At 63.8% G+C, this 13,494-nt stretch carries 10 protein-coding genes and 1 pseudogene; 6 read left to right on the top strand and 5 right to left on the bottom strand.

The window, feature by feature from the left end; translation table 11 throughout:
* Nucleotides 1-317: 317 nt before the first annotated feature.
* Nucleotides 318-953: a VOC family protein gene (locus USDA257_RS29620; RefSeq protein ID WP_014766674.1), complete on the top strand. Its 636-nt coding sequence runs from the start codon at nucleotides 318-320 to the stop codon at nucleotides 951-953.
* Between the two features lie 88 nt (nucleotides 954-1,041).
* On the opposite strand, the gene USDA257_RS29625 is transcribed toward USDA257_RS29620, so the two are convergent.
* The 5 genes and pseudogenes from USDA257_RS29625 to USDA257_RS29645 all read right to left on the bottom strand — a co-directional run bounded on the left by USDA257_RS29625 (nucleotide 1,042) and on the right by USDA257_RS29645 (nucleotide 6,912).
* A complete protein-coding gene (locus USDA257_RS29625) occupies nucleotides 1,042-2,370 on the bottom strand; it encodes an ATP-binding protein (RefSeq protein WP_014766675.1) in 1,329 nt (442 codons plus the stop codon).
* Nucleotides 2,370-3,107: a response regulator gene (locus USDA257_RS29630; RefSeq protein ID WP_014766676.1), complete on the bottom strand. Its 738-nt coding sequence runs from the start codon at nucleotides 3,105-3,107 to the stop codon at nucleotides 2,370-2,372. Before USDA257_RS29630 ends, USDA257_RS29625 begins: the two co-directional genes overlap by 1 nt.
* A 95-nt stretch (nucleotides 3,108-3,202) precedes the next feature.
* Nucleotides 3,203-4,554: pseudogene (locus USDA257_RS29635) on the bottom strand (epoxide hydrolase family protein).
* Between the two features lie 10 nt (nucleotides 4,555-4,564).
* Nucleotides 4,565-4,966 (bottom strand): cupin domain-containing protein, encoded by a 402-nt coding sequence (locus tag USDA257_RS29640; protein WP_014766677.1) that lies wholly within the window; start codon nucleotides 4,964-4,966, stop codon nucleotides 4,565-4,567.
* A gap of 317 nt (nucleotides 4,967-5,283) precedes the next feature.
* Nucleotides 5,284-6,912 (bottom strand): MFS transporter, encoded by a 1,629-nt coding sequence (locus USDA257_RS29645; RefSeq protein WP_014766678.1) that lies wholly within the window; start codon nucleotides 6,910-6,912, stop codon nucleotides 5,284-5,286.
* Nucleotides 6,913-7,168: 256 nt separating this feature from the next.
* Here USDA257_RS29645 and rimP point away from each other — a divergent pair, with 256 nt between their 5' ends.
* The 5 genes from rimP (at nucleotide 7,169) to rbfA (ending at nucleotide 13,494) form a co-directional block, all read left to right on the top strand.
* The gene (rimP, locus tag USDA257_RS29650) at nucleotides 7,169-7,786 is read left to right on the top strand and encodes a ribosome maturation factor RimP (protein ID WP_014766679.1); all 618 of its coding nucleotides are present in this window, start codon (nucleotides 7,169-7,171) and stop codon (nucleotides 7,784-7,786) included.
* 46 nt (nucleotides 7,787-7,832) lie between these two features.
* Entirely contained in the window at nucleotides 7,833-9,443 is a 1,611-nt protein-coding gene (gene nusA / locus USDA257_RS29655; protein ID WP_014766680.1) for a transcription termination factor NusA, read from the top strand.
* 6 nt (nucleotides 9,444-9,449) lie between these two features.
* Nucleotides 9,450-10,133 (top strand): RNA-binding protein, encoded by a 684-nt coding sequence (locus USDA257_RS29660; protein ID WP_014766681.1) that lies wholly within the window; start codon nucleotides 9,450-9,452, stop codon nucleotides 10,131-10,133.
* A 105-nt stretch (nucleotides 10,134-10,238) separates the two neighbouring features.
* Entirely contained in the window at nucleotides 10,239-12,911 is a 2,673-nt protein-coding gene (infB, locus tag USDA257_RS29665; RefSeq protein ID WP_014766682.1) for a translation initiation factor IF-2, read from the top strand.
* A 175-nt stretch (nucleotides 12,912-13,086) separates the two neighbouring features.
* Nucleotides 13,087-13,494: a 30S ribosome-binding factor RbfA gene (gene rbfA, locus USDA257_RS29670; protein WP_014766683.1), complete on the top strand. Its 408-nt coding sequence runs from the start codon at nucleotides 13,087-13,089 to the stop codon at nucleotides 13,492-13,494.

Below are 13,494 nucleotides of genomic sequence, written 5' to 3' on the forward strand. Positions count from 1 at the left end.
TGCTAAAGCGGGTCCGCGTTCACCAAATGCGCGACGCGCTTTGGATTGCTTCATGCAGGTGGTCTTCGAACCGCCGCGCCGTTTCAGGCGACTTGCATTGATTGCGCCGTGCTTTCACGCGCGGCTTCTGACTGCGCCTTCGTATCGCTGTGTGTCCGTTCCGCAATCCGCCAGCATTTGGTTACTTTTTCGCCCGGTCACGAAACATTCCATACACGTGCGGAGCAGCATGTGCGCCTCGACAGTCGGACAAGGCAAGCCAGCGTCCGCGTCATCAACTCGAGCGCCCGGCCCCTTCCAAACTCAAGGAGAAAACCATGACAACTGCAAGCAGCGCCGAGAAAGCGCCAAAGGTCGACTTCAAGCTCGAAGTCGTCGTCATCCCGGTTTCGGACGTCGACCGTGCGAAGAATTTTTACGCGAGCCTCGGCTGGCGGCTCGACGCCGACTTCGTCGTTGGCGACTCGTTCCGGGGCATCCAGTTCACGCCTCCAGGCTCGCCGTCTTCGATCCACTTCGGCAAGGGGATCACCTCTGCCGCGCCGGGGTCGGCAAGCGGCCTCTATCTCGTCGTGTCAGACATCGAGGCGGCGCGCGTCGACCTCATCGGGCGCGGCGTCGAGGTGAGCGAGATCTTCCACCGCACCGGTCCGGGACAGCCTCCGGCCAGCGGTCGGGATTCCGAACGGCGCAGCTACTTCTCCTACGCCACGTTCAGCGATCCGGACGGCAACACCTGGCTGCTGCAGGAGGTCACAACGCGGTTTCCCGGGCGCGTCGACGCGGGCGCCACGACATTCCCGTCGGTCGCCGATCTCGCGAGCGCGTTCCGCCGCGCCGAGGCCGCGCACGGCGAATACGAGAAGCAGCTCGGCTACCGGGATGAGGACTGGCCCATCTGGTACGCCGAGTACATGATCCGGGAGCAGTCCGGCGAGCCCATGCCGTCATGAGCGGTTCTCGTCAGGATTGAGCTGAGAAAGGGGCGGCGTCGGCCGCCCCGAGTTCTGGGGAGAGATACGTGCCGAGCGCGGAACTTTCTCATGGTCCTCGTATGGCGATTTCCGCCGCAAGGCCGCCACCGTCGCGGTTGCGCAAGGTCAAGGAGGCGCCGATGACGGTTGCGAGTTGGTGGGCAATGGCGAGCCCGAGGCCGGTTCCGCCGGTATCGCGGTTGCGGGATTGCTCCAGGCGGAAGAAGGGCTGCAGGACCGATTCCAACTGGCCTTCCGGAATGCCGGGGCCACGATCGAGCACTCTTATGTACACCGTACCGTCGTCGCGCTCCTGAGCCTCGATTTCCGCGCTGCCCGCGAATTTGAGTGCATTGTCGATCAGGTTGGTGAGAATTCGTCTCAAAGCGTGCGGCCGAGTGACGACTGCGCCGTGGCTCAACTCGCCGACGGTGACCGCCTTGCCGGTATCCTGATAATCATAGGCCAGGCTCTCGATGAACGAGGCGAGATCGATGCGGGAGGCCTTTTCGTTTTTGCCGTGGGCGCTGCGTGCATAGGCGACGCCTTCCTTGACGAGACGTTCGACCTCGTCGAGGTCCTGAATGAGCTTGTTCCTGTCGGCGGAATCCTTGGCCATTTCCGCGCGGAGTTTCATGCGCGTAATCGGTGTTTGCAGATCATGTGAGATCGCCGCGAGGATCTGCACGCGCTCCTCGAGATACTGCGTGATGCGATCGCGCATCGCGTTGAAGGCCGTTGCCGCATAAGCGACTTCACTCGGTCCGGTTTCGCTCAGCCGCGGCGTGCTGCTGTTCGGATCAAGCGTGTCGGCGGCTCTCGCCAGATTGGCGAGGGGCCGGATGGCCTGGCGCATGGCGAACCAGCTGCACAAAACCAGAAGAGTAAGCTGCGCGATGAGCACGTAAGGCAGCCAGTCAGCCACCGGCATGACGCCCCTTGGCGTGACGTCTATCGTCAGCGGCTCGCCGTCGCTCAAGCGAAGATGCGCCTGAAGATGGCGGGAACCGCCGGGAATGGATTCAACCTCGATCGGGTATCTTGCGCCAATTGAAGCCTGTATCTTGGAGGCGACCTCGGCGTCGTCCGGTTCAAGCACGGGATTGCCGCGAACGCCCCGCCCCAGAACGAACCTATAGGACCCTCGTTCAAGCTGATCGAGCCAGACGGGCCGTTCGGCCGCGGGCAGCCGGTCGAGGATGGCGATTGACGTCGCGACATCGTTTTCCAGCGTATTGAACATCACCGATCTCGCGGCAATGTAGCGTTCGGAAAACAGCACCGCAAAAGACATGGCATGGGCGATGGTCAAACCGGCAAGAAGAATAACGAATAGCCGCGCCCGCAGCGTGCGCGGCCACAGGCGAATTCCGTTAAGAACGGCAAGGCTTGCCATCAACGGGGCTCCACGATTTCGACCGGCATGGAGAAAACATAGCCCTCGCTGCGGACCGTCTTGATGTAGGTCGGTTCGCGGGCGTCGTCGCCAAGGCGTTGACGGACCCGGCTGACGAGGAGATCGATGGAGCGGTCGAAGAGTTCAGCCTCGCGTCCTTGTGTGAGATTGAGCAGCTGATCGCGATTGAGGACGCGCTGCGGGTGGTCTACGAAGACGCGCAGCAGCCGGTATTCGGCGCCGCTGAGCGCGATTGCCGTGCCGTCGGCATCGACGAGATGCCGCGCTGTCGTGTCGAGCTTCCATTGGCCAAAACGCAATAGTTGACCGGCCTCCGATACCTGCAGATTCGGAGGCAGCATGCGCGCGCGCCTGAGAACCGCCTTGATGCGGGCGAGCAGTTCGCGCGCCGAGAACGGCTTGGCAAGGTAGTCGTCGGCGCCCATTTCGAGCCCGATGATGCGATCCATCTCGTCGGAGCGGGCGGTCAGCATGACAATCGGCGTCGCCTTGTGTCTGCCGACGCGCAGCTCGCGGCTCAGGACGAGGCCATCGTCGCCCGGCATCATGAGGTCGAGAAGGATGAGATCGACCGCATTGGCCTCGAGGAATGCACGCATCTGCCGCCCGTCGGCGACGGCGGTAACGCGCAGTCCGTTCTTCTTCAGGTAGCTTGACACAAGCTCCCGGATTTCCCGATCGTCATCGACGATCAAGATATGATCGATGTGCTCCATGGTGCGATCTCCGCCGCTCGACTGACATTTCTTATCAAAATGAGAACGCTCTGGTAGCAGTCTTCACCAGTTGTGCGCCTGCGCCGAAGCGAAAGCTAGGGTTGACGCAGTGGCCCGAAAGCGGCGCGCAGCTCGGCGGTGAACAGGCCCGGCTCTTCCCAGGCGGCGAAGTGGCCGCCCTTGTCCGCGCGGTTGTAGTAAAACAGGTTGCGGTAGGCCCGTTCCGCCCAGCTCTTCGGCGGCCTGTAAACCTCTCCCGGGAAAATCGTCACCGCCGCCGGGATCGCGATAGGGGCCAGATTAATACTGCCGGCATTGTTCTCCCAGTAAATCCGGCCGCTCGAGGTCCCGGTGTTCGTCAGCCAGTAAAGCGTGATGTTGTCGAGGATCTCGTCACGGCTCAAGGCACGCTCCGGTTCGCCCCTGGTGAACACCCAGTCCGCGAGCTTGTCATAGAACCAAGCCGCCAGCCCAGCCGGCGAATCGGCGAGGCCATATCCGACGGTTTGCGGGCGCGTCCCCGTGATAGCCGCATAGCCGAATCCCGTCTTGAGAAACTCCCTAGTCTGGTCAAACACCGCCCGTTCCTCCGCGGTCAAACTCGCCGGTGCAGCATCGCCGCTTCTCAACGCCCTGGCAATCTCCGGCGGGATAGTGGTCGCGCGCTCGATCCTGTTCACGTGGATGCCGAGCAGACCCGGAGGAGCATGGCGGCCCATGGCACCGGAAATGATGGCACCCTAGTCGCCGCCTTGGGACACATAACGCGCATATCCAAGCCGCTTCATCAGGATGTCCCAAGAGCGGGCGACGCGCTCCGGGCCCCAGCCGGTGCCTTTCGGCTTTTCCGAAAAGCCGAAGCCTGGGATGGACGGCAGTACGAGATGAAAGGCGTCCTTTTCTGTCCCGCCGTGCGCAGTCGGATCGGTCAAGGGGCCGATGACTTTCAGAAGCTCGAAGACCGAACCGGGCCAGCCGTGCGTCATGATGAGCGGCAATGCGTTCGCATGAGGCGAGCGGACATGGATGAAGTGAATGTCCAAGCCGTCGATGTTCGTCAGGAACTGCGGCAAGGCATTCAGCTTCGCCTCTGCCTTGCGCCAGTCGTAGTCCGTTTCCCAGTAGCGCAGAAGCGCCTGAAGCTTTGCAAGCTGCACACCCTGAGATCGGTCATCGACCGTTTCCGGGTCGGGCCAGCGCGTCGCGGCAAGACGCTGGCGCAGATCGATGAGATCTGCCTCCGGGACGTCCACGCGGAACGGGCGAATGTCGCCGCCCTTGAAAGGCGTCCTGGCGTCTGCTTGGGCGACGGCCGTCGCAGGGCGAAGCGCCGCAAAGGCTGCCAGCGCGGCTCCTCCGCTGAGGAGCAGAGCCCGGCGCGACAGTGCGGACGCGGCGGCCTGTGCGGTCATGTTGCGCTTCCTTCTATGTGGTTCTCAGCGTCGATGTCGAAACGTTCACTTGACCGGAACGACAAGCGGGGCGCCTTTCTCGACAATGTATGTCGCAAGCTCCGATGCCTTGCCGCTGCCGACATTCTTCGCCACATGCGCCACTCCGGCCGGGATGAACAAAGCTTCGCCGGCATGAAGGACGGCCGGCGCTCTACCCTCGAGCTGATATTCCAGCGAACCTTCGAGGACATAGGCCACCTCCTCGCCCGGATGAGAGTGCCTGATGGAGACGGCGCCGGGTTCGAAATCGACCCGCACCTGGACCGCCTCGCGGCCCGGCGTGCCGAGGTCGTTCTGCAGGAGATCGGTACGCTGAATTCCCGCTTGCTGCGCCTTGGCCGCGTGCAGCGTCAATCCGCTTCCGACGATCAGCAAGGCAGCCGCCATGATCCGAGACGTTTTCATGTAGTCATCCTTTCAAGCATTTGTTTTTCGAAGCACCGCCATTTGAACGCCTATGTGTATTGACGATGTGTTCGCCGGGCCGGACTTTTGTAACGGCATGTGTCGGCGGTTCAGCGCCACGTAAGGGCGCAGATCCCTACCAATGACGGCCGATGGGGGGGAGGCGTGCGGACTCCCTCTCGAGCGAGCCGGGGCGGCAAGCGCGAAGTCGATAACGGAATTGGCTCGTGGTCAGCCGCCTCGCGCTGCAGTGATCCGCAATGGTCGAAACCGGTATTTTGCTCCGGCACTAAGCGTCAGATTTTCATGTCTGCCGCTCAATGCATCTCGGCCGGCTGCTTGTAGCGCTCGTAATGGCCGGGAACGATCGTCTGGCGCTCGATCAGCCGGTGGACGCGGGGCGGCTCAGTGCCGCGGTGGAGCGCCGTCAGCTTGTCGCCGACAGCGGCGTCGGCCTGGGTGCGCCGCTGGTTGTGGCGGACATATTCGACCCAGGTCGGCACGTGGTAGGTCTCGGTCCAAATGATCGGGTTTTCGAGGTCGCGCATCAGCGCCCAATGGCCGGCCCCGTCGCGGATTCGGATGCGCCGCCGCTCTGCCATTGTCGTCAGGAATTCGGGGATGTCCGGCTCGTCGATCTCGTAGTCGATCATCACGACGATCGGACCGCTGCGGGGCTTCAGGTCGAGGGCGAGCAGCGGTTCGTTGAAGCGGTTGAGCGGGTCGAGATTCAGCGACGTGAACTCCGGCAGCGCGAAACGCAGGCCGATGGCAATGCCGGCCAGCATGAGAAGACAGGAGCCGATGAGCGCATTCGAGGCGCCGTATTCTTCGGCAGCGGCGCCCCACAGCCAGCTGCCGCCGGCAATGCCGCCGAAGGTCGTTGTTTGATAGAGGGAGAGCGCGCGGCCAACCACCCATCGTGGCGTCGAGAGTTGTACCGTGGTGTTGAACAGCGACAGAGCCAGCACCCAAGAGGCGCCGGAGACAAGTAGCACGAGCGACGTGAGCCAGGCCGCAGTGCTGAGCGCGGTGACGATCGCGCTTGTAGCGAAGCCGGCAAAGGCGCAGCGCACGATCGTCTCGCTCGACAGGAGCTCCCGGAGCTTGGCGCTGAGCAGGGCGCCGCCGATGGCGCCGAGGCCGAAGGCGCCGAGCATCACGCCGTAGGTGAGCGGCCCGCCGCCGACGAGGTCGCGGGCGACGAGCGGCAGGAGCGCGAGGATCGCGCTTGCCGAAAGGCCGAAGGCGAAGCCACGCAGGAGCACCTTGCCGATATTGGGCGACATCGCCACATAGCGAAGGCCGGCCGAAACCGCCCGGCCGAGTCTCTCGCGCGGCAGCGCGCTTTGGGGCACGCTCGGCCGCCAGCGGGAAAGCGCGAAGAGGATCGCGAAATAGCTGAGCGTGTTGGCCGCGAAGGCCGCTGCCGCCCCGGCAGCGGCGACGATGGCGCCGCCGATCGCCGGGCCGACGCTGCGGGTGATGTTGAAGCCCATGCTGTTCAGCGCGACCGCCGCCGGAAGGTCGTCGCGCGGCACCATGTCGCCGACCGAAGCCTGCCAGGACGGATTGTTGAGCGCCGTGCCGCAGCCGATCAGGAAGGTGAAGAGCAGCAAGAGCCACGGCGTGATCAGCCCGTAATAGGCACAGATCGTCAGGAGCGCCGAAACGGCAAGCATGAAGGTCTGCGCGACCAGCATGATCCGCCGTCGGTCGAAATTGTCGGCGAGCGCGCCGGAGACCAGCGAAAAGAGCATGATCGGCAGCGAGATCGAGGCCTGCACCAGCGCCACCATGTTCACCGATTGGGAGATGGACGTCATCAGCCAGGCGGCACCCACCGCCTGGATCAGTCCGCCGAAATTGGAAGCGAGGCTGGCGATCCAGATGATCCGGAAGGTGTCGTGCCGGAAGGGGGCCAGCGGCGATATGCGGTTCGTCACCTCGTGTCTCTCTCCTTGCCCGTGTGCTCGTCTGGGCTTCGTTTATAAACCTCGAAATATGGCACGCCAGCCGCTTAAACTTGCCATTGGCCAAGCTTTATCGCGATTTGTGTCGTTTGCCGGCCAGACCTGCCGCAAGCCTTGCAATTCTCGGCGATGGAGCGTATATGAGCCTCAAATTCTTGATCGGTAGATGAAGAGTGGGCCCGACAGGACCCGCTCTTTTTATTAGCCGGTCCGATGAGGAGATGATCGTTTGTCCGATCCGACAACGGCTGAAACTGCAAATGAACCGCGGCTGATCACCGAGACCGGCCTCGACCGGCGCATTGCCGACATCATCGAACCAGTGCTGGTGCAGATGGGTTTCCGTCTGGTGCGTGTGCGCATGTCCGGCCAGAACGGTCTGACGCTGCAGGTCATGACCGAGCGCAACGACGGCACCATGACCGTCGAGGATTGCGAGGACGTCTCCAAGGCCATTTCCCCGGTTCTCGATGTGGAAGATCCGATCGACAAGGCGTATCATCTCGAAGTGTCGTCGCCGGGTATCGATCGCCCGATGGTGCGCAAGTCCGATTTCGTCCGCTGGCAGGGCCATCTGATGAAATGCGAGACTTCGATCATGGTCGACGGGCGCAAGCGCTTCCGCGGCAAGATCGTGTCGGTGGACGAGGAGGATTTCCGACTTGAGCGCGACCAGCCCGCCTATGGCGAAGAGGCCGTCGTTGCCATCCCGTTCACCGCCCTTTCGGAAGCACGGCTGATCCTGACCGACGACCTGATCCGCGACGCGCTGGCGGCCGACAAGAAGGCGAAGGCGGCGCGCGCCGCCAACGAAAACTTCGAAGACGAAGATCAAGATATCGAATGAGGCAGGGCGCGCTTTTGAGGCCCCTGTAACCAGACGGAGACAAGACATGGCAGTCAGTGCTAACCGGCTCGAGCTTCTGCAGATCGCGGACGCTGTGGCGCGCGAAAAGGTGATCGACCGCGAGATCGTTCTGGCCGCGATGGCAGACGCGATCCAGAAGGCGGCCCGCTCGCGCTACGGTTCGGAATCGAACATCCGGGCGGACATCAATTCCAAGACCGGTGAAATCCGTCTCCAACGTCTTCTCGAGGTCGTCGAGAAAGCCGAGGACTACTCGACGCAGATCCCGCTCGAGCTCGCCCGCGACCGCAACCCGGACGCCAAGCTCGGCGATTTCATTGCCGATCCGCTGCCGCCGATGGATTTTGGCCGCATCGCGGCGCAATCCGCCAAGCAGGTGATCGTGCAGAAGGTTCGCGAAGCCGAGCGCGACCGCCAGTTTGATGAATTCAAGGATCGAGTCGGCGAGATCGTCAACGGCACCGTCAAGCGCGTCGAATACGGCAATGTCATCGTCGATCTCGGTCGTGGCGAAGGCATCATCCGCCGCGACGAGATGATCCCGCGCGAAAACATGCGCTACGGCGACCGCGTCCGTTCCTTCGTCTACGACGTGCGCCGCGAGCAGCGCGGCCCGCAGATTTTCCTGTCGCGCACCCATCCGCAGTTCATGGTGAAGCTCTTCACCATGGAAGTGCCGGAAATCTATGACGGCATCATCCAGATCAAGTCCGTCGCCCGTGATCCGGGCTCGCGCGCCAAGATCGCCGTCGTCTCGAACGATTCCTCGATCGACCCGGTCGGCGCCTGCGTCGGTATGCGCGGCTCGCGCGTCCAGGCGGTGGTCGGCGAGCTTCAGGGCGAGAAGATCGATATCATCCCGTGGTCGCCGGATCCGGCCTCCTTCATCGTCAATGCCCTGCAGCCCGCTGAAGTGACCAAGGTCGTTCTCGACGAGGACGCCGAGCGCATCGAGGTCGTCGTGCCGGACGAGCAGCTGTCGCTGGCGATCGGCCGCCGCGGCCAGAACGTTCGCCTCGCTTCGCAGCTCACCGGCTGGGACATCGACATCCTCACCGAGCAGGAGGAGAGCGAGCGCCGCCAGAAGGAATTCAACGAGCGCACCCAGCTCTTCATGGACGCGCTCGACGTCGACGAGATGGTCGGCCAGGTGCTCGCTTCCGAGGGCTTCGCCCAGGTCGAAGAGCTTGCCTATGTCGATCTCGACGAGATTTCCTCGATCGAAGGCTTCGACGAGGAAACCGCGACGGAAATCCAGACGCGCGCCCGCGAATATCTGGACAAGATCGAGGCCGAAATGGACGCCAAGCGCACGGAGCTTGGCGTCTCCGACGAGCTGCGCCAGATCGACGGGCTGACCAGCCAGATGCTGGTCGCCCTCGGTGAGGAAGGCATCAAGTCGATGGAGGATTTCGCCGGCTGCGCCGCCGACGACCTCGTCGGCTGGACCGAGCGCAAGGACGGCGAGACCAAGCGTTTCGAGGGCCTCTTCTCGAAGTTCGAGGTCAGCCGCGAAGAAGCGGAGGCCATGATCGTCCAGGCGCGCCTGGCGGCTGGCTGGATCACCGAGGAAGACCTCGCGGCCGATCAGGACGAGCCGATCGAAGTCGCCGAAGGCTCGGAGCAGGATGCCTGATCCAAGATGACAGCCGCCACCGAAACCTTGCCTTCGGACAATGGCCCGAAGGACCGAAGCGGCAGCAGCCGGACCTGCATCGTCACGCGCGAGAGCGGGTCGCCGGATGAGTTGATCCGCTTCGTGGCCGGACCGGACGGGCGTGTCGTGCCCGACCTGAAGCGGCAGCTTCCAGGACGCGGCTGCTGGGTGAAGGCGGAGCGGTGCTTGGTCGAGAAGGCAGTGTCGAAGAAGCTCTTCGCCCGCGCCCTTCGCGCCGAGGTGAAGGCCGAGGCGGGGCTGGCAGACGAGGTCGACAGGCTGCTTGTCGAGCAGCTTGCCGGAATGATGAACATGGCGCGCAAGGCCGCCCAGTTCGTCTCCGGAGCCACGAAGACGGAGCAAGCGGTGCGCGGACTGGCGGCGCTCGGCGTTTTCCACGCGATCGACGCGGCCGCCGACGGCGTCCGCAAGATCGACCAGGCCCGCAAGGCGATGAGCTTCGTCGCCGACGAAACGGAAATACCTGCGTTCCGCCCATTTGCGGCAGCGGAAATGGAGGGGCTTTTGGGAAGTAATGCTTTTATCCATGCCGCAGCGCTTGCAGGGCAGGCGGGTGAGGGTGTAGTGAAGCGCGCAATCATGCTCGAAAAGTACCGAGGATCTGTCCCGGTCCGGGCCGAAGGCGGCGCTGATAAGCCACGGCAATGACACGCGTCACCGGCAAAGGCCGGCATCGCGAGCGCTGTTTGAGACAAATTGGAAGACGGGGTCAGATGTTACGCATCCGGCCTTGATCGCTAGGAACGGAACGGAATGACCGACAACAAAGACGACAAGACACTCAGCGTAGCGGGCAAGAAGACGCTGTCCCTGAAGCCCTCCGGGGTGACGCAGGGAACCGTGCGCCAGGATATGGGCCGCGGTCGCACGAAGGCGGTCGTGGTCGAAACCAAGAAGACACGCGGCCTGACGCGGCACAAGGACGAGCGTCCGGTCGCGCCGGTGAGCGCTGCGCCCGTGGCTCGACCGGCCGAGCCGCGTCCCGTCCAGCCGCATCCGGCCGGCCGCCCGGCCCCTCAGCCGCAGCCCCATCAGCCGCGCGCGGAGCAGAACCGTCCTCGCATCGGTGTCGTGCTGAACGACCTCTCGGCCGGCGAGATGGAAGCCCGCCGTCGTGCGCTCGCGGAAGCCCAGGTCCGCGATGCGGAGGAGGCCAAGCGCCGCGTCGAAGAGGAAGCGCGCCGCCGTGTGGAGGAAGAAGCGCGCCTCGCACGCGAGAAGGAAGAGGCCGCTCGCCGCGCCGCCGAGGAGGCTGTTCGCCCGGCCGCCGTCGAAGCGGAGAGAGTCGAAGAGACGGTCGAGGCGGAGCGCCCGGTTGTTGCCGAGCGCCGTACCGAGGTGCGGCCACAGCCCGTCCGCCCGGCGCCCTCCACGCCGCCCCAGACCCCTGCGGCGGCTCCCGCCGCACTGCGCGGCCGCCGCGGCAACGAGGAAGAGGAAGAGCGCCCACGTGGCGGAGCCGGTCCGGTCCGTGGCAAGGTGACACGTCCCGAGCCGGCAAAGCCTGCCCCCCGCGCCAAGGGCGACGAGGGCCGTCGCCAGGGCAAGCTGACGCTGACCGCGGCCGTCGACGAAGACGGTAGCCAGCGCGGCCGTTCGCTTTCGGCCATGCGCCGCCGCCAGGAGAAATTCAGACGCAGCCAGATGCAGGAGACGCGCGAAAAGATTTCGCGCGAGGTCGTCCTGCCGGAGACCATCACGATTCAGGAACTGTCGCAGCGCATGTCGGAGCGCGCCGTCGACGTCATCAAGTTCCTGATGAAGGAAGGCCAGATGATGAAGCCTGGCGACCTCATCGATGCGGATCTCGCCGAGCTCATCGCCGGCGAGTTCGGCCACACGGTCAAGCGCGTGTCCGAATCGGACGTCGAGGAGGGCATCTTTAACGTCGCCGATATGGAGGAGACCATGGTTTCCCGTCCGCCGATCGTGACGATCATGGGCCACGTCGATCACGGCAAGACGTCGCTGCTCGATGCGATCCGGCATGCCAATGTGGTCGCCGGCGAAGCAGGCGGCATCACCCAGCACATCGGCGCCTACCAGGTCGAGCAGAACGGACAGAAGATCACCTTCATCGACACCCCCGGCCACGCCGCCTTCACGGCCATGCGTGCCCGCGGCGCCCAGGCGACGGACATTGCCGTCCTGGTCGTCGCGGCCGATGACAGCGTGATGCCGCAGACGATCGAATCGATCAACCACGCCAAGGCGGCCAACGTGCCGATCATCGTGGCGATCAACAAGATCGACAAGCCGACGGCGAACCCGCAAAAGGTCCGCACCGAGCTGCTGCAGCACGAGGTCTTCGTCGAATCGATGGGTGGTGAGGTGCTCGACGTCGAGGTTTCGGCGAAGAACCAGACCAATCTCGACAAGCTGCTCGAAGCGATCCTGCTGCAGGCCGAAATTCTCGATCTCAAGGCCAATCCGAACCGGACGGCCGAGGGTACGGTGGTGGAAGCCGAGCTCGACCGCGGCCGCGGTGCCGTTGCCACGATTCTCGTCCAGAAGGGAACGCTGACGCCCGGCCAGATCATCGTCGCCGGCGATCAGTGGGGCCGTGTGCGCGCGCTGGTCAACGACAAGGGCGAACACGTCAAGGAAGCCGGCCCGTCCATGCCGGTCGAGGTCCTCGGCCTTTCCGGCACGCCGGCGGCCGGCGACAAGTTCGCAGTCGTCGAGAACGAAAGCCGTGCGCGCGAGATTTCCGAATATCGTCAGCGGCTTGCCCGCGAGAAGATGGTTGCCCGTCAGTCCGGCTCGCGCGGTTCGCTCGAGCAGATGATGAGCCAGCTCCAGGCCTCCGGCCTGAAGGAGTTCCCGCTGGTCATCAAGGGCGACGTGCAGGGCTCGATCGAAGCAATCGCCGGTGCCCTGGACAAGCTCGGAACGGACGAAGTGCGGGCGCGCATCGTGCATTCGGGTGCAGGTGGCATCACCGAGTCGGATATCTCGCTCGCCGAAGCATCGAATGCCGCGATCATCGGCTTCAATGTCCGCGCCAACAAGCAGGCGCGCGACGCGGCCGAACGGTCCGGTATCGAGATCCGCTACTACAACATCATCTACGATCTGGTGGATGACGTGAAGGCGGCAATGTCCGGCCTGCTTTCGCCGGAACGACGCGAGACCTTCCTCGGCAATGCCGAGATCCTGGAAGTGTTCAACATCACCAAGGTCGGCAAGGTCGCGGGCTGCCGCGTCACCGAAGGCAAGGTCGAGCGTGGTGTCGGTGTCCGCCTGGTGCGCGACAACGTCGTCATCCACGAGGGCAAGCTCAAGACGCTCAAGCGCTTCAAGGACGAAGTGTCCGAAGTCCAGTCCGGCCAGGAATGCGGCATGGCCTTCGAGAACTACGAAGACATCCGCGCCGGCGACACGATCGAGTGCTTCCGCGTCGAACACATCACGCGGACGCTCTAAGTCGATCCGGCAACAGATTGTGCGAGCGCCGGATCATTTCCGGCGCTCCTTTTTATTGCGGGGCAATGGGAGGTGTTGGCGGTGTTCCGCCTGCATCCGGCCCGCTTCTATCGAACCGATCGCGTCTCGAATTGAAGTCACTACGACCGCAATCTCGTGATCCAGGATAAACACGATGACCAGATCCACATCCTCCGCTCCGTCCCAGCGCATGCTGCGCGTCGGCGAACAGGTGCGCGCCGCGATCACCCAGGTCCTGCAGCGCGGCGAAGTGCGCGACCCGCTGATCGAGAAGACGGTGGTTTCGATTTCCGAAGTGCGCATGTCGCCCGATCTGAAGATCGCCACCGCCTATGTGACGCCGCTTGGGGTCGCCGATCATGCGGCGATCATCGAGGCGCTGAACAAGCATGCGAAATTCATCCGCGGCCGCCTCGGGCCGCAGCTCCGGCAGATGAAGTACATGCCGGACGTTCGCTTCCGGGATGACACCAGCTTTGACAATTACCAGAAGATCGACGCGCTGCTGCGCTCGCCGGAAGTCAGCCGTGACCTCGATCCCGACACCGACGACGAAGAATAA

The sequence above is a fragment of the Sinorhizobium fredii USDA 257 genome (assembly GCF_000265205.3).
Classification (GTDB): Bacteria; Pseudomonadota; Alphaproteobacteria; order Rhizobiales; family Rhizobiaceae; genus Sinorhizobium; species Sinorhizobium fredii_B.